The sequence below is a fragment of the Terrabacter sp. P2_E3 genome (assembly GCF_056403915.1).
In genome coordinates this window covers 68438-91319 of record NZ_JBFUEN010000011.1, presented here as the reverse complement: position 1 = coordinate 91319, position 22882 = coordinate 68438, and the positions used below count along the sequence as shown (strand labels likewise).

The following is a 22882-nucleotide window of genomic DNA, read 5'->3' as shown; positions in this document are numbered from 1 at the left end:
AGGCGTCCGGCCATGCGCGTCGATGTCGTCTCGATCTTCCCCGACTACCTCGCCCCGCTCGACCTGTCCCTCATCGGCAAGGCGCGCGAGGACGGCCTCCTCGACGTCCGTGTCCACGACCTGCGCGACTTCACGCACGACCGGCACCGCACCGTCGACGACACCCCGTACGGCGGGGGAGCCGGCATGGTCATGAAGGCCCAGCCGTGGTCCGAGGCGCTCGACCACGTTCTCGCACAGGACAACCCGTCGCAGGCGAAGCCCCGGCTGATCGTCCCCGGGCCCGGTGGGCAGCCGTTCACGCAGGCGCTCGCGCGCGAGCTCGTCGACGAGCCGTGGCTTGCGTTCGCGTGCGGACGCTACGAGGGCATCGACGAGCGCGTCTACGACCACGCCCGCGAGGACCTCGGGCTCGAGGTGTCGGTCGTGAGCCTGGGGGACTACGTCCTCAACGGCGGCGAGGTGGCTGTCCTCGCCATGGTCGAGGCCGTCGGCCGGCTGGTGCCCGGCGTCATCGGCAACGCCGGGTCGCTCGTCGAGGAGTCGCACGAGGACGGCCTGCTCGAGTACCCCATCTACACCAAGCCCGCCTCGTGGAGCGGCCGCGACGTCCCGCCGGTCCTCCTCTCGGGCAACCACGGCGCCATCGCGGCCTGGCGGCACGAGCAGCGGCTCGCACGCACGGCGGAGCGGCGGCCCGACCTGCTCCACGCCTCGCACGCCGCCCCCGACGGCGGTGACGTCGTCATCAGTGCTGCGACGCCGGGCGACGTGCCCGAGCTCGCCGTGCTCATGCGCGCGTGCTGGGTCCAGGAGGCCGTCGCCAACGACACCCTTGACATCCCGGCCCTGCACGAGAGCCTCGACGACGTCCGGGCGAGCCTCGACACGACGCAGACGTGGGTCGCACGCAGCGGCGGCCGCCTCGTCGGAGCCGTCCGCACGAGCGCGGGCGCGTCCGACGACGACTGGTTCGTCGGGCGCCTCTGCGTCGCCCCGGACCTCCAGGGTCGTGGACTCGGCAAACGCCTCCTCGAGCACGCCGAGTCGACGGCGCCGGACGGCATACGCACGTTGACGCTGCACACGGGCGCGCGGAGCACCGACAACCTGCGGATGTACAAGAAGGCCGGCTACCGCCTCGTCGACACGGCCGCGCCGATCCCGGGCGCGGTCACCCTCGTCAAGCGCCGCCGCCGCTGACGGCGGGGCCTGCCTCAGGACGGGGCCTGCCTCAGGACGGGGCCTGCCTCAGGACTGGGGGCCTGCCTCAGGAGACGAGGGCCACGCCGAGGTCGGCGGGCAGCAGGAGGCGCCGGCGGATCAGCGCCGCCTGCACGCCGGCCGTGATCGACTGCGTCGCCATGATGGCGAAGAGGACGAGCACCTGTGCCGTGGCCGCCTGCACGGCGCTGCCACCACCGAGCATGACGCCGATGAAGGCGCCGGGCAGCGTGACGATGCCCGAGGTGCGCACCTGGTCCAGGCTCGGCAGGATCCCCTCGGGCACCCGTCGGGCGATGATCTCGTCGATGGCCTGGCTCGACGTGAGTCCCAGGGACAACGACGCCTCGTACTGCCCGTGCTCCTCGCGCAGCGCTGCGAAGGTGCGCCGCCCGACGAGCGTGTGCACCGTCATCGTGTTGCCGATGACGATGCCGGCGACCGGGATCACGGCGATCCCTGTCAGCGGGACCGCGCCGGTGGCGAGCACGATGGCGACGACGGGCACGACGCCACAGGCCATCGCGGCCGCGGCCCACGGCCACGTGCGTGGCGCACCGACCCGTTTGGACGTCGTCGCCACCGCCGTCGCGAACATGGCGCCCACGGCGAGGAACGACAGCCCCAGCGACCCGACCACCGCCGTGATGACGAGCGCCACGAGGGAGAGCTGGACGACCGCCCGGGCGCCGGCGATCGCCGACTGGCGTCCCAGACCCACGCCGCTCAGCCGGTTGGCGAGCAGCGTCACGACGAGCAGGACGGCGAGACAGAGGTACACGGGCCAGCCGGGGGAGACGTCCACGGGCCCACGCTAGGGCACCGAGGGTCGGCGTCCACCGCTGCCGATTTCTGGTATGCCGTGTGCTCTGGCAGACTTGCTCCTTGCGTCCGGCACACGACGGCCCCTGCCACAGGGGGAGTCGGGTCACCACCAGCTCGACCAGATCCACCGGTGACTCGACGCGGCCCGACGGACGCGACCCACACCTTTGTGACGAGGTGGCCTGTGGCACCCAGGAAAGCGAAGCATCATGCACACGTTTGACGACATCAACGCGGCATCGCTGCGCTCGGACGTTCCCGACTTCCGCGCCGGCGACACCCTCAAGGTCCACGTCAAGGTCATCGAGGGCACGCGCTCGCGTGTCCAGGTGTTCCAGGGCATCGTCATCCGTCGCCACGGCGGCGGCATCGGCGAGACCTTCACGGTCCGCAAGATCTCCTTCGGTGTCGGCGTCGAGCGCACCTTCCCGGTGCACACCCCGGTCATCGACAAGATCGAGGTCATGACCCGCGGTGACGTCCGCCGCGCGAAGCTGTACTACCTGCGCGGTCTGCGCGGCAAGGCTGCCAAGATCCGCGAGAAGCGCGACAGCATCCCGGCCAAGACCGGCGCCAAGAGCTGACGACCTGCTGACGCAGACGTCCGTCCAGTAACGCGAGGCGCGGTGGACCCCGAGCGGGCCGTTCCGGAACGATCCGGTACGTCCCAGCAGGCGGGGTCCGCCGCGCCTTCGTCGCGTCCGGGGGACGTCGCGATGTCGCCGTCGACGTCGCCGTCAGGGCGCGGCAGTGGCCGGGCCACCCACGCGGCGTATGCCGCCGCGCGACGTCACCGGTGGCTGCTCGGACCCGCGCTGCTCCTCCTCGCGATCGTCGTCGTCCGGGCCTTCCTCGTGACGCCCTTCGGCATCCCGAGCGAGTCGATGCAGGACACGCTCCTCATCGACGACCGGATCCTCGTCAGCCGCACCACGGCGCCGACCGACCTCCAGCGCGGCGACATCATCGTCTTCGACGCCTCCCAGGCGTTCAACCTGCGGGTGCCCGAGCGCGGCATCGTGCAGACTCTCGTCGAGGCCGTCGAGAGCCTGGCCGGCAAGGGCCAGCCCACCGACTACGTCAAGCGGATCATCGGTCTGCCGGGCGACCGCGTCAGGTGCTGTTCGGCCGACGGACGGCTTGAGGTCAACGGCGTCGCCGTCAGCGAGCCCTACGTCGCACCGGGCCAGAAACCGAGCGCCCTGACCTTCGACGTGACGGTGCCCGCCGACCGGTTCTGGGTCATGGGCGACAACCGCGGCTCGTCGTCCGACTCCCGTGCGCACCTCGGCGATCCGGGGGGCGGCATGGTGCCGGGGGACGACATCATCGGCAAGGTTTGGGTGCGATACTGGCCGCTCGGTCGGCTCGGATCGGTCGACCAAGGACAAATTGCCTCCGTCCCACGAAATGGTGAGTGATGTCGCAGTACACCGGACGCCCCGAAGACCCGACGCGCGGGCGCAGTGCTGACGACATCGACGGTGACCTCGACGACGACAACCTCGACGACGACTACGACGACGAGCCCCGCGGTTTCGGCGCGACCCTTTTCGCCGGCGTCAAGGAGCTCGTCATCGTCGTCGTCCTCGCGATGGCGCTCTCCTTCGTCGTCAAGACGTGGCTCTTCCAGGCCTTCTACATCCCGTCCGGGTCGATGGAGAACACCCTCGTCAAGGACGACCGCGTCATCGTCAGCAAGCTGACACCCGGACCGCTCGACCTCAAGCGCGGCGACGTCGTCGTCTTCGAGGACCCGGGCGTGCCCAGCCCGTGGCTCGGCGACCTCGGTGAGCAGCACAGCACCGTCGGTGGCCCCTTCCACGACGCCCTGGTCTTCGTCGGCCTGCTGCCCGAGGACTCCGAGAACCACCTCATCAAGCGCGTCATCGGCCTGCCGGGCGACCACGTCCAGGCCGACGGCGACACCGGCAAGCTCAAGGTCAACGGCGTCGAGATCACCGAGCCCTATGTCAAGCCCGGCGACTACCCGAGTGAGGGCAAGAAGTTCGACATCACGGTCCCCGCCGGGCGCGTCTGGGTCATGGGCGACCACCGGAGCGACTCCTCCGACAGCCGCTGGCACGACGACGGCACCGGGGCCACCGGCTCCGTGCCGATGGACAAGATCGTCGGTCGCGCCCTTTTCGTCGTCTGGCCGATCGACCACGTGACGTGGCTCGGCGTCCCCGAGCGCACCTTCTCGCAGGTCCCGACGCCCACGACGCCGTCGACGACCCCGACGAAGAAGGCCACGGTCAACCCCAGCCAGAGCGGCAAGCCGAGCGCCACGACGACGAAGGCCGCGGCGGGCTGATCCGCTCGAGCTACGCCATGGCACGCCCTGCTCCCTCCAAGAAGCCCTCGCTGCGCGTCGAGCGCGCCCTGCAGCGATCCGGTCACCGACTCCTCGCCGGCATGGACGAGGTGGGCCGCGGCGCGCTCGCCGGGCCGGTCAGCGTCGGTATCGTCGTCATCGACGAGACGGTGCGCTCGGCGCCCATCGGCGTCAAGGACTCCAAGCTCTTGACCGAGCGTGCTCGAACGGTGCTCGTGCCGCGCATCCAGCGCTGGGCCGTGGCCCACGCCGTCGGGCACGCGAGCCCTGACGAGATCGACGAGATCGGCATCATGGGTGCTTTGCGCCTTGCCGGGATGCGGGCCCTGGCGGGACTCGGGGTCGTGCCGGACCTCGTCATCCTCGACGGCAACCACGACTGGCTGACGGCCCCGACCGAGGTGGGGCTCTTCGCCTTCGCCGACGAGTCCGCACCGACCACGCCGCCGGTGACGACGATGATCAAGGCCGACATGAAGTGTTCCTCGGTCGCGGCCGCGAGCGTGCTGGCCAAGGTCGAGCGCGACGACATGATGGTGGCCCTCTCGGCCGACCACCCGGCATACGGCTGGTCGCTCAACAAGGGCTACTCCGCGCCCGAGCACATGGACGCGCTGGCGCGTCTGGGCCCCTGCGAGCTGCACCGCCGCTCGTGGCGCCTGCCCGGCGTGTACGTGAGCGGGCCGGTCGAGGTGTTGAATGAGGGGACGGAGTCGTTCGCTCCGGCGCCCATCACGGCAGAGCAGACAGGGACGGCGATCAGGTGAGTTCGGAAGATCTCGAGAAGTACGAGACCGAGATGGAGCTCCAGCTCTACAAGGAGTACCGCGACGTCGTCGGCCTCTTCACCCACGTCGTCGAGACCGAGCGCCGCTTCTACCTCGCCAACTCGGTCGACGTGAAGGTGCGCTCCGACGGTGGTGAGGTCTTCTTCGACGTCACGATGGCCGACGCGTGGGTCTGGGACATCTACCGGCCGGCGCGGTTCGTCAAGAACGTGCGCGTCGTGACGTTCAAGGACGTCAACGTCGAGGAGCTGCCCAAGCCCGACATCAAACTGCCGGAGAACGGCGACTTCAGCTGAGCCGTCGGGCTTCGTCCACACCCCCTCGCCGATCGCGTATGCCGTCCACAGCCGCGCGCTGACGGGTGTCCTCGCCGGGTCGGCGCCGGGAGGGTGGTCGTCATGGACCTCTCCACCCGCGCCCTCGGTGACTACGGCGAACGGCTCGCGTGCCGCTACCTGCTCGCTGAGGGCCTGACGATCATCGACCGCAACTGGCGCTGCGCGCGCGGCGAGATCGACGTCGTCGCCGTCGACGGCCGCGAGCTCGTCGTCTGCGAGGTCAAGACCCGCACGAGCGAGGCCTTCGGCGCGCCGTTCGAGGCCGTGACGTGGCGCAAGCAGCGTCGGCTGCGGCGACTGGCCGGGCTCTGGCGCGACGACCACGACGAGCTCGCGCGGGGACTTGCCCTGCGCATCGACGTCATCTCGATCCTGCGGCCGCGCTCGGGACGGGCCAGCCTCCAGCACCTGCGCGGGGTGTGCTGATGGGCACCGGCCTCGGCCGCACCCGGTCGGTCGGGCTGCGTGGTGTGCACGGGTTCGTCGTCGACGTCGAGGCGCACGTGACGCCCGGCCTGCCCGGCTTCGCGATCAGCGGGCTCGGGGACTCGGCGGTCAAGCAGTCGTCCGACCGGATCAAGGCCGCCGCCGCCCGCATCGACGACATGCCGGTCAGCCAACGTCGCGTCACGGTCAACCTCTCGCCCGCAGGGGAGCGCAAGATCGGCACCGGCTTCGACCTGGCCATCTTCGTCGCGGTCGCCGCCGCGATGCGGCTGGTGCCACCTACGGTGGTGCGCGACCTCGTGCACATCGGAGAGGTGGGTCTCGACGGGACGGTACGACCCGTCCCCGGCGTGCTGCCCCTGGTCCGGGCGGCCGCGATGACCGGGGTGCGTCATGTCGTCGTCCCCGTCGCCAACGCCGGCGAGGCCCGTCTCGTCTCGGGCATCCGCGTCCACCCCGTGGCCGACGTGACCGAGCTCGTCCGGCGCTATGACGCGCTGGGCAAGGGCCGGGGCGTCGACGAGGTTCCAGTGCCGCTCGTCGTGCCGCCTCCTCCCGAGGCGGTGCGCGACCTCAGCGAGGTCGTCGGGCAGGCCGACGCGAAGCTCGCCCTCGAGATCGCGGCGGCCGGCGGTCACCACCTGCTGCTCGCCGGTCCACCCGGTGCAGGCAAGACGATGCTCGCCGAACGGCTGCCGGGACTGCTGCCGGCCCTCGACGAGGCCGAGTCGATGGAGGTCACGGCGATCCACTCCGTCCTGGGTGCCCTCGGCGCCGGTGAGGACGTACGACTCATCTCGAGACCACCGTTCGTCGCGCCGCACCACGGCGCGTCACAGGCCGCGGTCATCGGTGGCGGCAGCGGACACATCCGGCCCGGCGCCATCACCCAGGCCCACCGAGGAGTCTTGTTCCTCGACGAGACCCCCGAGTTCGACAAGGGGGTCCTGCAGTCGCTGCGCACGCCGCTCGAGCGCGGGTCCGTCTCCATCGCCCGCGCCCAGGAGACCGTGACGTTCCCGTCGCGCTTCCAGCTCGTCCTCGCCGCCAACCCGTGTCCGTGCGGCAACGGGTGGGGCAAGGGCCTCGACTGCACGTGCACGCCGCTCATGCGCCGCTCCTACTTCGGCAAGCTGAGCGGGCCGCTCCTCGACCGGGTCGACCTGCAGGTCCATGTCCAGCCTCCGGGCCTCTCGATGGCGGGGGCACCCGCAGGCGAGTCGACGACGTCGGTGGCCGCGCGGGTGGCGGGGGCGCGCGAGGCACAGGGTGAGCGCTGGTGCGAGGTGCTCGAACGCCGTCGCGGGGTCAACGCCGACGTCCCCGGCTCGGTCCTGCGCGGTCGGCCGTGGCGGCTCCCGACCTCGGCGACGACCACCCTCGACCGCGCCCTCGAGAGCGGCTCGCTCAGCCTCCGCGGCTATGACCGCACCCTGCGCTGCGCCTGGACCATCGCCGACGTCATGGGGCTGCAACGCCCCGGGCGCGAGGAGGTCGACCTCGCACTGTCGCTGCGCCACCGGGCCGGGGTGGCCGCATGAACGTGCGAGGCCGGCGCCGTTGGGCGGCTCACGGTCGCGTGGGCTCGATGGTGGGGGTGCGCCGTGGACGCTGACCGGTTCGCCCGAGCGGCGCTGTCGCGTCTCGCGGAGCCGTGCGACAAGGAGGTGCCCGGTCTCGTCGACGGGCTCGGAGCCGTCGAGACGTTCGAGCGCATCCGCGCCGGCCGGGGCACCTTGACCCGGTTCCGGGCCCGGCTGGCCACTCTCGACACCGAGCGCGACCTCGACATCGCGGCGAGGGTCGGCGCGCGGGTCGTCGTGCCCGGCGACGACGAGTGGCCGGAGCGGCTCGCGCAGATCCCCGTACCGCCCTACTGCCTCTGGGTCCGCGGACCGCTCGACCTTGCCGAGACGGTGGAGCGCTCCGTCGCGATCGTCGGCTCCCGGACCGCCACCGGCTACGGCGAGCAGGTCGCCTCTGACATCGCAGCCGGCGTCGCGCGGAGGGGATGGAGCGTCGTGTCCGGCGCCGCGTTCGGCATCGACGGCAGTGCCCACCGCGGTGCCCTGGCCGTCGACGGAGCGACCATCGCCGTCCTGGCCGGAGGGGTCGAGCGGCCCTACCCCTCGGCGCATGCCACCCTCATCTCACGGATCGCCCGCGACGGACTCGTCGTGTCGGAGGTGGCCCCCGGGTCGGCGCCGATGAAGTCACGGTTCCTCGCCCGCAACCGGCTCATCGCCGGGATGACGCGCGGCACGATCGTCGTCGAGGCCGACCTGCGCTCCGGCTCGCGCAACACCGTCAAGCACGCGATCGAGGCCGGCCGCCACGTCGGCGCCGTGCCCGGTCCGACGACGTCGATGACGTCGGCCGGCTGTCACCAGGAGATCCGCGACGGCCGGGCGGTCCTCGTCACGAGTGCCGACGAGGTCATCGACCTCGTGGGCGACCTCGGCGACGACGCGTGCGAGCCGGCCCGCGGGCCGGTCCGCCCGGAGGACGACCTGCCACCTCTCGATGCCTCGGTCCTCGAGGTCGTGCCCTTCCGTTCCGGCCTGACCCTCGACGCCGTCGTCCGCCAGGTCGCCCTCGCGCCGCTCATGGTCCGCGCGGCGCTCGGACGCCTCGAGCGGCAGGGCCTCGTGACCGAGTCCGCCGGCACCTGGCGCAAACGCCCCCGCCCCGCCAAGCCAAGCCCGACTGAGCGCCAGGTCCCCGTCGAGTGAGCGCGCAATCGCACTCGAGTGGCCGCTCCGCCACACGGGTCCCAAGGGGGTGAGTGACGGGTGGGGTTAGGCGGCCACTCGAGTGAGCTCCCGGTCCCACTCGAGTGAGCGCGCAATCGCACTCGAGTGGCCGCTCCGCCACACGGGTCCCAAGGGGGTGAGTGACGGGTGGGGTCACGCGGCCACTCGAGTGAGCTCCCGGTCCCACTCGAGTGAGCGCGCAATCGCACTCGAGTGGCCGCTCCGCCACACGGGTCCCAAGGGGGTGAGTGACGGGTGGGGTCACGCGGCCACTCGAGGAGGGCGCGCCTCAGGCTCGAGCCCGGGACGTCGCTCCCGACGCGGTGCGGTACTTGCCTAACCACCGGCGCTTTGCGATGGTGCGGGAGTGACGGATGTGGTCAGGGCGGTGCCGGACGTGCTCGAGCAGCACTCCGAGCTGCTCCACGCATACGCCCGTCACCTCGGCGCCGAGCGGGGTCGCTCGGTCCACACCCGGCGTGCCTACCTCGGCGACGTCCGGCACTTGCTGACGTTCGCGGCGACGCGCGGGATCGACGAGATCGGTGACCTGCGCATCGGGGACCTGCGAGCGTGGCTGGGGGTCCAGGCCGACGCTGGCGCTGCCCGAGCGACGATCGCGCGCCGCGCTGCGTCCGCGCGCACCTTCCTCCGGTGGGCCGAACACACCGGTCGCATCCCCAGCGACCCGTCCCTGCGCCTCGTCGCACCCAAGCGGCACGCCACGCTCCCCGGCGTCCTTCGTCAGGGCGAGGCCAGCGAGATGCTCGACCTCGCCGCCACCCGAGCCGACGACGAGGATCCGATCCACGTGCGTGACCGCGCGGTGCTCGAGCTGTTGTACGCCAGCGGCATTCGGGTGGGGGAGCTCGCAGCGCTCGACATCGACGACCTCGACCTGGCGCAGGGCGTCGTGCGCGTCATGGGCAAGGGCGCCAAGGAGCGGATCGTGCCGTTCGGTGCCCCCGCAGCGCGTGCCATAGAGGCGTGGCTGGCGTTCAGGTCCAGGCTCGTCGGTGAGCACTCCGGACCTGCGCTCTTCCTCGGACGCCGGGGCCGGCGCGTCGACGCACGGCAGGTCCGATCCGCCGTGCACGAGCTGCTCTCACACCTTCCCGATGCGCCGGACCTCGGTCCGCACGGTCTGCGTCACAGCGCCGCCACCCACCTGCTGGAGGGCGGCGCGGACCTCCGGATGGTCCAGGAGATCCTCGGCCACGCGAGCCTCGCGACGACGCAGATCTACACGCACGTCTCCGTCGACCGGCTCCGCCGCAGCTACGAGCAGGCCCATCCTCGAGCGTGACCGGGGCCGGTGGCTCCTACGTGAGCGGGAGCAGGACGACCGGCGCCCGGCCCACGAACGACAGCGGGTCGAGGTAGGTCTCGCCCCGGAGGACGCCCCAGTGCAGACAGGTGCGAGGGGCGCAGTGACCCGGGGTCGCCGTCAGGACGCCGACGGTGTCGCCGCGGCCCACCGCGGTGCCGACGGGTGCGGCCGCGGCGACTGGCTCGAAGGTGCTCCTCAGGCCGCTGTCGTGCGCGACGACGACGACGGCACGTCCGGCGATGACGCCGCTCCAGGAGACGCGCCCCGCGGCCGGAGCCCGGACGGACTGATTCATGGTGGCGGCGAGGTCGACGCCGCGGTGGCCGGGCAGCCACGGCTGGTCGGGCGGGTCGAAGCGCCGCACCACCTCGGGCTCGGGGTCGAGCGGCCAACCCCACCGAGCAGCCGAGGGGCTCGACGCGACCTGAGTGGCCGGCCGGGCTCCCGCCATGCCCACGGGGGCGAACGGCGCCGCACTCGCCCCGGACACAGACGCAACGGCAAGGACGGTGCTGAGCAGTGCTGACCCGATGGACATCCCGTCATGCTCGTCCTGCAACCGCGGCCGTGCGACGTGTCCTCGTCTGACTGTGGATGACCAGCCCATTCGCCCGGTGGTTGTGGAAGGCCGTCACGTGAGGGTCAGGTGTGGCGTCGCGGCCACTCGAATGGGGTAGGACCGGCCGCTGACTCCACTGGGGTCAGGTGTGACGGCGGGGCCACTCGAGTGTGATTGCGCGCTCACTCGTGTGGGACGGGGCGCTCACTCGACTGGGCGGGCGTTGGGGCGGTCAGGCGGTTCGGGTGCCGGCGGCTGCGAGGCGGCGGCTGGCCTCGAGCAGCACCTCGTCCTTCTTGCAGAAGGCAAACCGCACCAACGTGCGCGCCGCCTCCTGGTCGTCGTGGAAGACGGACACCGGCACCCCGACGACCCCGGCGAGGTCCGGCAGCCGGCGGGCGAACTCCAGCCCGTCGACCGCACCCAGCGGCGCGGCGTCCGCGATGACGAAGTACGTGCCCGACGGCCGGGCGACCTGCAGGCCCGACGCCTCGAGCGCCGAGCACAGCAGGTCGCGCTTGGCCTGGAGCGAGTCCCGCAGGCCGGCATACACCTCGTCGCCGAGCCCGAGGGCGAGGGCCACGGCCGGCTGGAACGGTCCGGACGCGACGTACGTGAGGAACTGCTTGACGGTGCGCGCCGCCGCGACCGCCTCGGCGGGACCCGAGAGCCAGCCGACCTTCCAGCCGGTGGCCGAGAACGTCTTGCCGCCCGAGCTGATCGTGATGGTGCGGTCGGCCATGCCCGGCAGGGTCGCCATCGGCACGTGCTCGGCGTCGTCGAAGACGAGGTGCTCGTAGACCTCGTCGGTGACGACCCAGGCGTCGTGCTCGCGCGCGAGCGACGCGATGAGATCGAGCTCGGCCCGCGTGAAGACCTTGCCGGTCGGGTTGTGCGGCGTGTTGAGCAGCACGAGACGGGTCCGCGAGGAGAAGGCTGCCCGCAGCGACACCTCGTCGACCGCGAAGTCGGGGAAGCGGAGCACCGACGTGCGGCGGGTCGCTCCCGCGAGAGCGATCGTGGCGGCATACGAGTCGTAGTAGGGCTCGAAGGTGACGACCTCGTCGCCTGGCTCGCAGAGGGCGAGGACGACCGACGCGATCGCCTCGGTCGCACCGGCAGTGACGAGCACCTGCGACGCGGGGTCCAGCGAGATCCCGTAGAAGCGCTGCTGGTGCGCGGCGACGGCCTCGAGCAGCTCCGGGACCCCCGGCCCCGGCGGGTACTGGTTGCGGCCGCCGTCGATCGCGGCCTTGGCCGCCTCGAGCATCTCGCGGGGCCCGTCCGTGTCGGGGAAGCCCTGCCCGAGGTTGATGGCGCCGGTCCGGGTCGCGAGCGCCGACATCTCGGCGAAGATCGTCGTCCCGAAGGGCTGCATGCGCGAGATCAGCGGCGAGCTCATGGCTCGAGCGTAGCCACGACCGACCCGACGACGGGGGAGAGCCCCCGCCTGGGCACCGGGCGGGGGCTCTGCGCCCTGCGGCGGCTGTGGAGGGGTCCTTTGCCGCGGACGTGAGTGGAGATCCCACCCGGTCAGGGGGTCCGTGTGGGATCTCCACCCCCACCATCGCGGTCGGGCCGAGAGTGTTACGCGCCGTCCACGAGTCGGCTCGGCAGACCCCAGGGCGTATGCGTCCGGCCGGCTCAGGAGGCCGCCGCGGCGCCCAGCCCGCACCCGGTGACGCGGTAGAGCGTGTAGTCGCCGTCGGTCTGCACGGGCTCGACGCCGTCCACGTTTGCGAGGTCCTTGAGCCCGGACGAGCGCTCCGGGCGGTCGAGCCAGTAGACGTGCGTCGAGTCGATGGCCCAGCGGATGTCGTGGCGCGCCATGGCGGCGCAGACGTCCGGCCGATTCGCCATGTCGTCGAAGCCGGTGCCGATGACGATCTCGTCGCCGGTCGTGGGGATCGGGATCGAGCGGTAGAGGGTGTTGGTGCCGAAGAGCGGCCACATGAGCGGCGAGCCGTTCTCGGGGCGCCCGACGACGCCCTGGCCGGGCGGGATGAGGGCGTTGAGCCGGCGGAGCGAGTCCTGCGCCTCGAACGACAGGATGACCTTCTTCGGGTCGACCGGCTGGAAGAAGCCGGTGAGCATCCGTTCGCGGGTGGCGCCGTTGAGCCCGAGCGTGAGGACCGGGATGACGAGCACCGCGACGAGCCCGACGACGACGGGCCGCGACCCGAGGCCGGGCACCTTGCGCAGCAGCTCGCGCAGGGCCGGGGCGGCCGCGGCGACGAGGACGACGCCGGGGACGGCGGCGAGCGAGGCGAGCCGGACCTTGTCGTTGTACCAGTAGCCCGTGATGAGGGAGGTCCACGACATCGTCGACGACGCGGCCATGACGTAGAGGACGACGACGGCTCCCCACATGGCCACGACCGGCAGGGCGGCCCTGGCGCGCAGCGCGATCCAGCCGATCCCGAGGGCGATGAGCAGGACGAGGCCCCAGAGCACGTCGGGGATCTGCAGCCGGCCGCCGACGACCTCGACGAGGGCGGTCCAGGCCGAGACCCGGTCCTTCCACTCGTAGGACTGGGTCGAGGCCAGCTGGGCCGACACGACGGGAGCCGCCACGAGCCCGGCCACACCGACGACGGCGACGATCGCGAGGTCGCGCGCGACGACCCACCACGAGACGTGGTGCAGCAGTCCGGCCCGCACCCTCGCGGTGACGAACCAGACGAGCGCGAAGAGCACGAGGGCCACGAGCGCGTTGGGCTGGATCAGGGCGAGGCCCGGCAGGGCGGCGCCGAAGGCGAGCCACTGCCCGATGCGCCCGGACCGCGCGGCCTGGAGCATGAGGGCGAGCGCGCCGGGGGTCAGCGCGGTCGCCATGAGGTTGGGCCAGAGGACGCCCCAGCCGAGGAGGATCGTCGGGAAGGCGATGAAGGCTGCGGAGGCGAACCCGGCGGCATACGTCACGAGGCGGGAGGTGCCGAGCGCGTGGCGCCCGAGGGCCACGCAGCCGACCGGCCACACGAGGGCCGCCAGCACGATCGTCGCGACGTTGGTGCCGGGCAGCACGTCGGCGACCCCGGGCAGGAGGCTGGTCGCGATCCAGGAGTGGAAGCCGTTGGGGTAGAAGGTCGGGTTGGCGATCGAGAAGTTGCCGGTCTCGAGGAAGGTCTTGATGCGCCCGAGGTGGTAGACGGCGTCGGGGGAGTCGACGAGCTCGTCGGGTCGCCCGATCGCCGGGAGGATCGTGGCGAGCGCGAGGACGGCACCGATGGCGATGGCGACGACCGCGTCGGGCCGCGGCCGGCCGAGGAGACGGCGGGCCGCGCCGAGCTCCGGGTCCTGGCGCCCGAAGAGCCGCATCCCGAGCCAGGCGACGGCCACGGCGATCGCCGTGACGACGACGAGCGGCAGCAGCCCCCAGCGCACCCCGACCCGCTGCGCGAGCGTCGCGCAGACGGCGATGATGCCGACGGAGACCGCCGGGGAGACGGCCAGAGCCTCGAGGCCCCGCGCGCCCAGGGCGCGCACGACGAGCCAGCCGGGCAGGAAGAGCACCAGCGAGAGGACGACGAAGGCCGGGATCGTCTCCACCCAGTGCGCCATGCGGGACATTCTGTCGGGTCGCCACGATTTCTCCACAACCCGGGTCAGGACGTACGATGGTCGGCGGTCCCGTGTGCTCGTCGCACGGACCGTAATTCGCGCGTCTTCTGCCGGTCCGCCGGACCGGGTCACACCACGGCAGTCCCCACCGTTCGCGGCGGGGCGGGGTGCGTCAGGCGCCAGGAGTGAGGTCGTATGCCGCCCGCCGGGCCACGTCTGTGACGTGACCGCCGGGCGTCGGCGCCCACGCACAACTGACAACATCGAACCAAGGGAGAACACGGCATGGCCGTCGTCACCATGCGCCAGCTCCTCGAGAGCGGCGTCCACTTCGGGCACCAGACCCGTCGCTGGAACCCCAAGATGAAGCGCTTCATCATGACCGAGCGCAACGGCATCTACATCATCGACCTGCAGCAGTCGCTGACGTACATCAACAACGCGTACGACTTCGTCAAGGAGACGGTCGCCCACGGTGGCACCATCCTCTTCGTCGGCACGAAGAAGCAGGCCCAGGAGCCCATCGCCGAGCAGGCGACGCGCGTCGGCATGCCGTACGTCAACCACCGCTGGCTCGGTGGCATGCTCACGAACTTCCAGACGATCTCCAAGCGCCTCACGCGCCTCAAGGAGCTCGAGGAGCTGAACTTCGACGACGTGGCCGGCTCGGGCTACACGAAGAAGGAGCTGCTCATCCTCAAGCGCGAGATGATCAAGCTCGAGCGCACCCTGGGCGGCATCCGCACCATGGCCAAGGTCCCCTCGGCCGTGTGGATCGTCGACACCAAGAAGGAGCACCTCGCCGTCGACGAGGCGCGCAAGCTCGGCCTCCCGGTCATCGCGATCCTCGACACGAACTGCGACCCCGACGAGGTCGACTACAAGATCCCCGGCAACGACGACGCGATCCGCTCCGTCACGCTGCTGACGCGGGTCATCGCCGACGCCGTCGCCGACGGTCTCGTCCAGCGCTCGTCCGGCAAGTCCGGTGGCGACGCGCAGGCCGAGGAGCCGCTGGCCGAGTGGGAGCGCGAGCTCTACGCCGACGCCGCTGCCGGCACGGAGACCACCGAGGCCCCCGCCGCCGAGGCGACCGAGGCTCCGGCCGCTGACGCCACGGAGGCTCCGGCCGCTGAGGCACCGGCTGCTGAGGCTCCGGCCGCTGAGGCCAGCGAGGCCCCCGCCGAGGCGACGGCCGGTGCCGAGAAGGCCTGACGGTCTTCCGCACCAGCCGCACCACACGAGTCAATCTCCACTGACGAAAAGAGCGATACAGAGCATGGCGAACTACACCGCCGCTGACATCAAGGCGCTGCGCGAGCAGACGGGCGCCGGCATGATGGACGTCAAGAAGGCCCTCGACGAGGCCGAGGGCGACCGCGCCAAGGCCATCGAGATCCTTCGCGTCAAGGGCCTCAAGGGCGTCACGAAGCGTGAGGGCCGCTCGGCCTCCAACGGCCTCGTGGCGGCCTCGGCCACCGACGGCGTCGGCACCCTGGTCGAGGTCAACTGCGAGACCGACTTCGTCGCGAAGGGCGAGAAGTTCATCGCCCTGGCCGACCAGGTCCTCACGCAGGCCGTCGCCGCCGGCGCCACCGACGCCGACTCGCTCCTCGCCAGCACGTTCGAGGACGGCAAGACCGTCCAGGAGCTGCTCGACGAGGCCAACGCCACCATCGGCGAGAAGATCGAGGTCCGCCGCGTGGCGCGCCTCGAGGGCGACAAGGTCGTGTCCTACCTCCACAAGACGAGCCCCGACCTGCCCGCGCAGATCGGTGTCCTCGTCGCGCTCGAGGGTGGCGACGAGACCGTCGGTCGCGACGTCGCGATGCACATCGCCGCGTTCAGCCCCACGGTGCTGACGCGCGAGGAGGTCCCGGCCGAGACGGTCGAGAACGAGCGTCGTGTCGCCGAGGCCACGGCCAAGGAGGAGGGCAAGCCCGAGGCTGCCCTTTCCCGCATCATCGAGGGTCGCGTCAACGGCTTCTTCAAGGAGAACGTCCTGCTCGAGCAGGCCTTCGCCAAGGACGCCAAGAAGACCGTCGGCAAGGTGCTCGAGGAGGGCGGCGCCACGGCGAAGTCCTTTGCGCGCTTCCGCGTCGGCCAGTGAGGTCCTGACCCCACTCGTGCCCTCGCAGCACGCGTAGCGCAGAACCCGCGCATCACGACGACGTATGCCGGTCGCCCCCTCCGGGGCGGCCGGCATCGTCGCGTTCCGGGGCCGTCACCGGCCGCTCCGGACCCACCCCAGGAGGAGTCCCATGAGCACGAGCACCGACACGCCGGCCGATGCCGAGGTCGACGGCCCACTGACCGTCTCGATCACCCGTCGCGTGGCCCCCGAGGACGAGCTGCTCATGCAGGCCTGGGTCCACGCCGGGACCTCGATGGCCGAGCACTTCGAGGGCTTCCTCGGCGCCGGATGGGTGCGGTCCGGCACCGAGGACTGGCACATGCTCTACCGCTTCGACTCGCGCGCCCACCTCGACACGTGGGAGCGGTCGCCCGAGCGGCTGCGGTGGCTGCGCTCGGCGGCCGACCTCGTCGAGCACCGTCGCACGGAGTACCGCACCGGCATCGAGGGTTGGTTCGACGAGCCGGCGTCGTCGTCGGTGCACGAGGTCGGGGCGACCGGACCGGCGGGACCGCCTGCGCCGCCGCGCTGGAAGCAGGCGAGCGTCATCTGGATCGCCTTCTTCCCGACCAGTCTGGCGCTGTCCTACCTCCTCTCGCCGTGGAGCGGGGACTGGCCGGTCGTCCTGCGCGTTTTCGTGACGACCTTGCTCGCGACGCCGTGGATGACCTACGTCTTCCTCCCGTTCGTGACCCGGCTCTTCGGTCGGTGGCTCAAGGCCGACTGACGACTGGCGTCCGGCCGACAGCGACGTCGGCGAAATCGCTTGTGAGGCAAGCCTTTGTCTCGCACCTCACAGTCCTTCTGTCTGGTGGCTCACAGCGCTCCTGATACCCACGGGGGTACTTTTGGAGCATGACCACCACCATGAGAACCCTCGTGGTCCTGGGAGCGGGCACGGCCGGCACCATGGTCGTGAACAAGCTGAGGCACCGCCTCCCCACCAGCGAGTGGCGCATCACCGTCGTCGACAAGGACGACCTGCACGACTACCAGCCGGGCTACCTCTTCCTGCCCTTCGGGCTCATCGAGCCGGAGCAGGTCAGAAGGACCCGTCACGGTCTCATCACCGAGGGTGTCGAGCTCGTGCTCGGCGACGTCGACCGCGTCGACCCGCAGGCCTGTGAGGTGTCGCTCCTCGACGGACGCACCCTCGTCTACGACGAGCTCGTCATCGCCTCCGGCACGAGCCCGCGTCCCGACCAGACGCCGGGGATGCTCGGGGCCGAGTGGCACCGCAGCGTCGGCGAGTTCTACACCTACGACGGCGCCCTGGCGCTCCGCGAGTCGCTCGCCGGCTTCTCGGGCGGCCGGCTCGTCGTGCACGTCACCGAGATGCCGATCAAGTGCCCGGTGGCGCCCCTCGAGTTCGCGTTCCTCGCCGACGACTTCCTGCGCCGCCGTGGTCTGCGCGACCGCTCCGAGATCGTCTACGTGACCCCGCTCGACGGCGCCTTCACCAAGCCGGTCGCGAGCCGCGAGCTGGGCCACCTGCTCGCCGACAAGGGGATCACCCTCGAGACCGACTTCATGGTCGAGCACGTGGACCAGGAGCGGCGCGTCCTCGTGTCCTACGACGAGCGCGAGGTCGCCTACGACCAGCTCGTGACGATCCCGCTCAACATGGGCGCCGACTTCGTCGCCCGGTCGGGACTCGGCGACGAGCTCAACTACGTCCCGGTCGACAAGCACACGATGCGCTCGACCGAGCACCCGGCGATCTGGGTCCTCGGCGACGCGAGCACCATCCCGACCTCCAAGGCCGGCTCCGTCGCGCACTTCTCCGTCGAGGTGTTCGTCGACAACTTCGTCGAGCACGCTCGCGGGCAGGCCATGACGCACTCCTTCGACGGGCACGCCAACTGCTTCGTCGAGTCCGGTGGCGGCAAGGCGATGCTCCTCGACTTCAACTACGACACCGAGCCGCTGACCGGCACGTTCCCGCTGCCACACCTGGGTCCGATGACCCTGCTCAAGGAGTCGCGGGCCAACCACGTCGGCAAGCTCGCGTTCCGCCACATCTACTGGAACCTCCTGCTCCCCGGACGACCTCTCGGCCTGCCCGCGCAGATGTCGATGGCGGGGAAGGTCCCCGCCGCCTGAGCTCGACCAGACACAGACAAGGAGCGTCACCATGCCCACCACGACGATCGCCGGCCAAGCCGTCGAGGTCAACGACGAGGGCTTCCTCACCCGTCCCGACCAGTGGTCCGACGACCTCGGCACCGAGCTCGCCCGGCTCATCGGGATCGATCTGACGGCCGACCACTGGAAGCTCCTCCACTTCCTCCGCGACGACTTCGCCCACCAGGGCGAGACCGCGACCCTCCGCCGCGTCAGCACGCAGACCGGCACCCCGATCAAGTCCCTCTTCGACCTCTTCCCCGGCAAGCCGGCCAAGAAGATGGCCTACGTCGCGGGGCTGCCCAAGCCGAAGGGATGTGTGTGATGACCACGCACGCCGACCAGACCACCCCGTTCGTGCCGAGGTTCGACGCGCCCGAGTCGCAGGGCCGCAAACTGGCGATCATCTGCAGCAAGGGCAACCTCGACATGGCCTACCCGGGCCTTATCCTCGCCAACGCGGCCCTCGGTGAGGGCGTCGAGACCCACCTCTTCTTCACCTTCTGGGGCTTCGACATGATCAACAAGAAGACCTCGGGCGACCTGAAGTTCACGATGCTCGGCAACACCGCGACGCACCTGCCGCAGGGCCTCGGCGGCATCCCCGGGATGACGCACCTCGCCACGTCGCAGATGAAGAAGGCCATCGCCGACCTCGACGTGCCCGAGGTCCCGGAGTTCCTCGACCAGATCGTCGGCTCGGGCGGGCACCTGTGGGCCTGCCGGATGTCGGCGGACATGCAGCACCTGACCGAGGGCGACCTCCGCGACGACGTCGAGGGGATCATCTCGGCCTCGGACTTCATCGAGCTGACGGAGGGCGCGCAGCTGCTCTTCATCTGAGCCACCGTGGTGGGTGGGTGTGGCCGGTCGGGCCGGTGTGGGCCCGGCCGGCCTTCACACGATCTCCACACGTCGCACCCTCGCCACCCGCGCGCCCGCTCCTAGGCTCAGGGGCATGAACCAGGGGTATGCGGCACCGTCCTCGAGCGCCAGCGCTCCCGTGCTGCTCGTTGTCGAGGACGACCCGACGATCAACCAGGCCGTCACGGATCGACTTGTGGCAGAAGGCTTCCGGGTGGTCCAGGCCTTCGACGGGCCCGGAGCCGTCGCCGCCCACGCGGAGCACGCCCCCGACCTCGTCGTCCTCGACCTCATGCTGCCCGGCTTCGACGGGCTCGAGGTGTGCCGACGCATCCAGGGGGAGCGCCCGGTGCCGGTCCTCATGCTCACGGCGCGCGCGGACGAGACCGACCTGCTCGTCGGTCTCGGCGTCGGCGCCGACGACTACGTGACCAAGCCGTTCCGCATGCGTGAGGTCGTCGCCCGCATCCGCGCCCTGCTGCGTCGCGTCGAGCGGGCGCGCGAGCTGGCCGCCGAGCAGCCGCCCGTGCTGACCGTCGGCGACCTGACCGTCGACCGCGGGTCGCGCCGCGTCTCGGCACGGGGGAGCGAGGTGCACCTGACGCCGCTCGAGTTCGACCTCCTGCTGGCCCTCGCGGCCGAGCCGGGGGCGGTGCGCGAGCGCGACGGGCTGATGCGCGAGGTCTGGGGCTGGGCGGACGCCGGCGGCACCCGCACCCTCGACAGCCACGTCAAGTCCCTCCGCGCCAAGATCGGGGCCGACCGCGTCCGCACCGTCCACGGCGTCGGCTACGCGCTCGAGGCCGGCGAGGCCCTCGTGGCCGCCGACGACGACGACACCCCCGAGGCGCCCGACGAGGCGCGGCCGTGAACGCCGACCGGCCCCTCGACGGCATCCGCTCGATCAAGGCCAAGCTCGGTCTGCTCGTCGCGGCCAGCATCGTGGCCGCGTCGCTCGTGTCCGTCATCGGTGACCGGGCCGGTGTGCCCGGCTGGCTCACCCTCCCGGTGACGGTCGCCGCCGCCCTCGGGGTCACCCAGTGGCTGGCTCGCGGGATGACCTCACCGCTGCGCGAGATGACGACGGCGGCGTCGCGGATGGCGACGGGGGACTACTCGCAGCGCGTCACGGCGACGTCCGCCGACGAGGTGGGGGTGCTCGCCGACGCCTTCAACACCATGGCGGCCGACCTCGCCGGCGCCGACCAGCAGCGACGCCAGCTCGTCGCCACCGTCTCCCACGAGCTGCGCACACCGCTCGCCGCCCAGCAGGCCCTGCTCGAGAACCTCGTCGACGGTGTCGTGCGCCCCGACGACGCCGTCCTGCGCACCGCGCTGGCCCAGGCCGAGCGGCTCGGCACGCTCGTCGGCGACCTCCTCGACCTCAGCCGCGTCGACGGCGGTCGCGCTCCGCTCGCGCTCGCGGACGTCGACGTCCGCGAGCTCGTCGAGGGCGCCGTGGCCGAGGCCGGCGTCTCCCGGCGCGGCACCGTCCACGTCGTCGACGTCCCCGCCGACCTTCCCGTCACCGGGGACGCGGCCCGCCTCGCGCAGCTGCTCGCCAACCTGCTCGACAACGCCGACCGGCACAGCCCGGCCGGTGGCCGGGTCACCGTGAGCGCGGGTCCCGACGGCCCGGACCGGTGGTGGCTCATGGTCGCCGACGAGGGACCGGGCATCCCGCCCGAGCACGTGCACCGGATCTTCGACCGTTTCGGGTCGGGCGACGACGCCGGGGGAGGCACAGGCATCGGGCTCGCCATCGCCAGCTGGGTGTGCGAGCTGCACGGCGGGTCGATCTCCGCGGTCTCGCCGCCCGAGGGGGAGCACGGCGCCCGGCTCCGGGCCGTCCTGCCCCGCACCCCTGCCCGCACGTCGCCGTCTGCCACCGAAAGCCTCGCGCAGGTCCCCTCCGGTCCCCCGATCCCCAGGATCCCCTCGATCACCACCGACGCGACCGCGCCCGCCGCGGCGCCCGACACCGAGGAGCCCACCGTGCCCGCACCCATCCCCGCCGCGGCGGGACCCACCCCGTCCGGAGCGCCACGCGCCCCGGGCTCCGAGGGCCGCCCGACGGCATACGCCGGCGTTCCGGTGGGGGCGCCCAGGCCCGTCGTCGACTCGCTCTTCGGCGACCTCTGGCCGGAGGCCGGCCTCGGGCCGCAGGTGCGCCTGCTGCTGCTCTGCCTCGGCGTCGGCGTCCTGTCCGCCGTCCTGCTGCCCTACCGCGACATCGGGGTCGCCCTCTTCGGGGTGCTCCTGCTCGGCGGCGTCGTGCTGTGGCGCTCGACGCGCCACCGTGCCGGCCGCTGGACCACGGTGAGCAGCGTGCTCTGCGTCGTACTCGCTTCCTTCTCGGTGCTGCGAGCCGCCGAGTGGCTCACGGTCATCTCCGTCATGCTCGGGGTCGTCGTGCTGACCACGGCCCTCACCGACGCCAGGGGATTCCTCTCCGTCGTCGCCGGCCTCGCCTCCTGGCCCCTCGCCGCCGTGCGCGGACTGCCGCTGCTCGGGCGCACCGTCGCCGCGACGAGCCGCATCAACGTCGTGTGGCCGGTCGTGCGCACGGCCGCCATCTCGCTCGTCGCGCTCGTCGTCTTCGGTGGCCTCTTCGCCTCCGGCGACGCGGTCTTCGGGTCGTGGGCGCAGGCGATCGTGCCGCACTTCGCGTGGGACGGGCTGACCTTCCGCTTCTTCGTCGGCTTCGTCATGGGTGGTGCCCTGCTCGCCGCCGGCTACGTCGCCCTCAACCCTCCGCGCGTCGACCGGGTCGCGCTCCCGGAGGGACGCCCGGTGGCCCGGCTCTGGGAGTGGGTCGTGCCCGTCGGCCTGGTCGTCGCCCTCTTCGCCGCATTCGTCGTCGCCCAGGCCGCGGCGCTGTTCGGCGGTCACGACTACGTCCAGCGCACGACCGGGCTGACGTATGCCGAGTACGTCCACCAGGGCTTCGGCCAGCTCACGGCCGCCACGGTGCTCACCCTGGCGACCGTGGCGCTCGCGGTCCGCAAGGCGCCACGCTCCACGTCCCGGGAGCGTCTCGTGCTGCGGGTCGCGCTCGGAGCGCTGTGCGCCCTGACGCTCGTCGTCGTCGCCTCGGCCCTGCACCGGATGGACCTCTACCAGCAGGCCTACGGCTTCACGCTGCTCCGGGTGCTCGTCGACGGTTTCGAGCTCTGGCTCGGCCTGCTCGTCGTGCTCGTCCTGGTCGCCGGGGTGCGTCTCTCGGGCTGGTGGCTGCCGCGGGCCGCACTCGTCTCTGCTGTTGCCATCGTGCTCGTCGGGGGCCTGGCCAACCCCGAGGCGTGGGTCGCACAGCGCAACATCGACCGCTACCAGGCGACGGGCAAGCTCGACGCGGCCTACCTCCGGACGCTGGGAGCGGACGCCACCCCGGCGATCGTCGCCGGCCTGCCGCGCGACGTCTCGGCCTGCATCGTGCTCCCGTCGACGATCTCGGCACGCGCCTCCCGCGAGGACGCACTGTCGTGGAACCTCGGCCGCTCCCGAGAGGCCTCCGTGGACGTCGCGCCGATGACCCCCGCCGAGGCGGCCCGGTGCCCGGGCCTGATGTCGGGCGGTCTCAACCCCTGAGGCAGG

At 71.7% G+C, this 22882-nt stretch carries 22 protein-coding genes; 18 read left to right on the top strand and 4 right to left on the bottom strand.

The window, feature by feature from the left end:
• Positions 1–12: 12 nt before the first annotated feature.
• A complete protein-coding gene (gene trmD, locus AC1DW8_RS16140) occupies positions 13–1203 on the top strand; it encodes a tRNA (guanosine(37)-N1)-methyltransferase TrmD (protein ID WP_056772432.1) in 1191 nt (396 codons plus the stop codon).
• A 67-nt stretch (positions 1204–1270) separates the two neighbouring features.
• Here the strand turns inward: trmD and AC1DW8_RS16135 are convergent, their stop codons facing one another.
• Positions 1271–2029: an ABC transporter permease gene (locus AC1DW8_RS16135; RefSeq protein WP_056770060.1), complete on the bottom strand. Its 759-nt coding sequence runs from the start codon at positions 2027–2029 to the stop codon at positions 1271–1273.
• A 229-nt stretch (positions 2030–2258) separates the two neighbouring features.
• On the opposite strand from AC1DW8_RS16135, the gene rplS reads away from it, so the two are divergent.
• The 9 genes from rplS (at position 2259) to AC1DW8_RS16090 (ending at position 10019) form a co-directional block, all read left to right on the top strand.
• Complete coding sequence (gene rplS, locus AC1DW8_RS16130; protein ID WP_056770056.1) at positions 2259–2633, top strand: 50S ribosomal protein L19; 375 nt, start codon at positions 2259–2261, stop codon at positions 2631–2633.
• 132 nt (positions 2634–2765) lie between these two features.
• Positions 2766–3470 carry a signal peptidase I gene (gene lepB, locus AC1DW8_RS16125; RefSeq protein ID WP_478095179.1) on the top strand — a complete coding sequence of 235 codons (705 nt, stop codon included), beginning with the start codon at positions 2766–2768 and terminating at the stop codon, positions 3468–3470.
• Positions 3470–4366, top strand: a complete 897-nt coding sequence (gene lepB, locus AC1DW8_RS16120) for a signal peptidase I (RefSeq protein WP_056770050.1) — start codon at positions 3470–3472, stop codon at positions 4364–4366. Before lepB (AC1DW8_RS16125) ends, lepB (AC1DW8_RS16120) begins: the two co-directional genes overlap by 1 nt.
• 17 nt (positions 4367–4383) lie before the next feature.
• Entirely contained in the window at positions 4384–5154 is a 771-nt protein-coding gene (locus AC1DW8_RS16115; RefSeq protein WP_478095178.1) for a ribonuclease HII, read from the top strand.
• Positions 5151–5471: a DUF2469 domain-containing protein gene (locus AC1DW8_RS16110; RefSeq protein ID WP_028785386.1), complete on the top strand. Its 321-nt coding sequence runs from the start codon at positions 5151–5153 to the stop codon at positions 5469–5471. The genes AC1DW8_RS16115 and AC1DW8_RS16110 overlap by 4 nt, the downstream gene beginning before the upstream one ends.
• A gap of 102 nt (positions 5472–5573) precedes the next feature.
• Entirely contained in the window at positions 5574–5939 is a 366-nt protein-coding gene (locus AC1DW8_RS16105) for a YraN family protein (protein WP_056772429.1), read from the top strand.
• Positions 5939–7501 (top strand): YifB family Mg chelatase-like AAA ATPase, encoded by a 1563-nt coding sequence (locus tag AC1DW8_RS16100; RefSeq protein WP_056770045.1) that lies wholly within the window; start codon positions 5939–5941, stop codon positions 7499–7501. The genes AC1DW8_RS16105 and AC1DW8_RS16100 overlap by 1 nt, the downstream gene beginning before the upstream one ends.
• 63 nt (positions 7502–7564) lie before the next feature.
• Positions 7565–8692, top strand: coding sequence for a DNA-processing protein DprA (dprA, locus tag AC1DW8_RS16095; RefSeq protein ID WP_478095177.1), 1128 nt, complete (start codon positions 7565–7567; stop codon positions 8690–8692).
• A gap of 397 nt (positions 8693–9089) precedes the next feature.
• Positions 9090–10019, top strand: a complete 930-nt coding sequence (locus AC1DW8_RS16090) for a tyrosine recombinase XerC (RefSeq protein WP_478095205.1) — start codon at positions 9090–9092, stop codon at positions 10017–10019.
• A 16-nt stretch (positions 10020–10035) separates the two neighbouring features.
• Here the strand turns inward: AC1DW8_RS16090 and AC1DW8_RS16085 are convergent, their stop codons facing one another.
• From AC1DW8_RS16085 to AC1DW8_RS16075, 3 genes are all read right to left on the bottom strand, one after another.
• Positions 10036–10581, bottom strand: coding sequence for a peptidoglycan DD-metalloendopeptidase family protein (locus tag AC1DW8_RS16085; protein ID WP_478095176.1), 546 nt, complete (start codon positions 10579–10581; stop codon positions 10036–10038).
• A gap of 253 nt (positions 10582–10834) precedes the next feature.
• Positions 10835–12004 carry a pyridoxal phosphate-dependent aminotransferase gene (locus AC1DW8_RS16080; RefSeq protein ID WP_478095175.1) on the bottom strand — a complete coding sequence of 390 codons (1170 nt, stop codon included), beginning with the start codon at positions 12002–12004 and terminating at the stop codon, positions 10835–10837.
• A 242-nt stretch (positions 12005–12246) separates the two neighbouring features.
• Positions 12247–14163 carry a DUF6541 family protein gene (locus AC1DW8_RS16075; RefSeq protein WP_478095174.1) on the bottom strand — a complete coding sequence of 639 codons (1917 nt, stop codon included), beginning with the start codon at positions 14161–14163 and terminating at the stop codon, positions 12247–12249.
• Between the two features lie 285 nt (positions 14164–14448).
• Here AC1DW8_RS16075 and rpsB point away from each other — a divergent pair, with 285 nt between their 5' ends.
• The 8 genes from rpsB to AC1DW8_RS16035 all read left to right on the top strand — a co-directional run bounded on the left by rpsB (position 14449) and on the right by AC1DW8_RS16035 (position 22876).
• On the top strand, positions 14449–15378 hold the full coding sequence (gene rpsB / locus AC1DW8_RS16070; RefSeq protein ID WP_056770029.1) for a 30S ribosomal protein S2: 930 nt from the start codon (positions 14449–14451) through the stop codon (positions 15376–15378).
• Between the two features lie 64 nt (positions 15379–15442).
• A complete protein-coding gene (gene tsf / locus AC1DW8_RS16065; RefSeq protein WP_478095173.1) occupies positions 15443–16273 on the top strand; it encodes a translation elongation factor Ts in 831 nt (276 codons plus the stop codon).
• Between the two features lie 151 nt (positions 16274–16424).
• A complete protein-coding gene (locus AC1DW8_RS16060; RefSeq protein ID WP_056770024.1) occupies positions 16425–17024 on the top strand; it encodes a putative antibiotic biosynthesis monooxygenase in 600 nt (199 codons plus the stop codon).
• A 128-nt stretch (positions 17025–17152) separates the two neighbouring features.
• A complete protein-coding gene (sqr, locus tag AC1DW8_RS16055; RefSeq protein WP_200961736.1) occupies positions 17153–18400 on the top strand; it encodes a type III sulfide quinone reductase, selenoprotein subtype in 1248 nt (415 codons plus the stop codon).
• A gap of 31 nt (positions 18401–18431) precedes the next feature.
• On the top strand, positions 18432–18746 hold the full coding sequence (locus AC1DW8_RS16050) for a TusE/DsrC/DsvC family sulfur relay protein (RefSeq protein WP_056770021.1): 315 nt from the start codon (positions 18432–18434) through the stop codon (positions 18744–18746).
• Entirely contained in the window at positions 18746–19264 is a 519-nt protein-coding gene (locus tag AC1DW8_RS16045; RefSeq protein WP_056770018.1) for a DsrE/DsrF/DrsH-like family protein, read from the top strand. Before AC1DW8_RS16050 ends, AC1DW8_RS16045 begins: the two co-directional genes overlap by 1 nt.
• Before the next feature lie 115 nt (positions 19265–19379).
• On the top strand, positions 19380–20156 hold the full coding sequence (locus AC1DW8_RS16040; protein WP_056770015.1) for a response regulator transcription factor: 777 nt from the start codon (positions 19380–19382) through the stop codon (positions 20154–20156).
• Complete coding sequence (locus tag AC1DW8_RS16035; RefSeq protein WP_056770013.1) at positions 20153–22876, top strand: DUF4153 domain-containing protein; 2724 nt, start codon at positions 20153–20155, stop codon at positions 22874–22876. The genes AC1DW8_RS16040 and AC1DW8_RS16035 overlap by 4 nt, the downstream gene beginning before the upstream one ends.
• Positions 22877–22882: the final 6 nt, after the last annotated feature.

Bases quoted from the DNA above. Each gene is read 5' to 3' on its own strand.
- trmD (WP_056772432.1), top strand. From the start codon at position 13: ATGCGCGTCGATGTCGTCTCGATCTTCCCCGACTACCTCGCCCCGCTC.
- rplS (WP_056770056.1), top strand. From the start codon at position 2,259: ATGCACACGTTTGACGACATCAACGCGGCATCGCTGCGCTCGGACGTT.
- lepB (WP_478095179.1), top strand. From the start codon at position 2,766: ATGTCGCCGTCGACGTCGCCGTCAGGGCGCGGCAGTGGCCGGGCCACC.
- lepB (WP_056770050.1), top strand. From the start codon at position 3,470: ATGTCGCAGTACACCGGACGCCCCGAAGACCCGACGCGCGGGCGCAGT.
- AC1DW8_RS16115 (WP_478095178.1), top strand. From the start codon at position 4,384: ATGGCACGCCCTGCTCCCTCCAAGAAGCCCTCGCTGCGCGTCGAGCGC.
- AC1DW8_RS16105 (WP_056772429.1), top strand. From the start codon at position 5,574: ATGGACCTCTCCACCCGCGCCCTCGGTGACTACGGCGAACGGCTCGCG.
- AC1DW8_RS16100 (WP_056770045.1), top strand. From the start codon at position 5,939: ATGGGCACCGGCCTCGGCCGCACCCGGTCGGTCGGGCTGCGTGGTGTG.
- AC1DW8_RS16085 (WP_478095176.1), bottom strand. From the start codon at position 10,581: ATGTCCATCGGGTCAGCACTGCTCAGCACCGTCCTTGCCGTTGCGTCT.
- AC1DW8_RS16080 (WP_478095175.1), bottom strand. From the start codon at position 12,004: ATGAGCTCGCCGCTGATCTCGCGCATGCAGCCCTTCGGGACGACGATC.
- AC1DW8_RS16075 (WP_478095174.1), bottom strand. From the start codon at position 14,163: ATGGCGCACTGGGTGGAGACGATCCCGGCCTTCGTCGTCCTCTCGCTG.
- rpsB (WP_056770029.1), top strand. From the start codon at position 14,449: ATGGCCGTCGTCACCATGCGCCAGCTCCTCGAGAGCGGCGTCCACTTC.
- tsf (WP_478095173.1), top strand. From the start codon at position 15,443: ATGGCGAACTACACCGCCGCTGACATCAAGGCGCTGCGCGAGCAGACG.
- AC1DW8_RS16060 (WP_056770024.1), top strand. From the start codon at position 16,425: ATGAGCACGAGCACCGACACGCCGGCCGATGCCGAGGTCGACGGCCCA.
- sqr (WP_200961736.1), top strand. From the start codon at position 17,153: ATGACCACCACCATGAGAACCCTCGTGGTCCTGGGAGCGGGCACGGCC.
- AC1DW8_RS16050 (WP_056770021.1), top strand. From the start codon at position 18,432: ATGCCCACCACGACGATCGCCGGCCAAGCCGTCGAGGTCAACGACGAG.
- AC1DW8_RS16045 (WP_056770018.1), top strand. From the start codon at position 18,746: ATGACCACGCACGCCGACCAGACCACCCCGTTCGTGCCGAGGTTCGAC.
- AC1DW8_RS16040 (WP_056770015.1), top strand. From the start codon at position 19,380: ATGAACCAGGGGTATGCGGCACCGTCCTCGAGCGCCAGCGCTCCCGTG.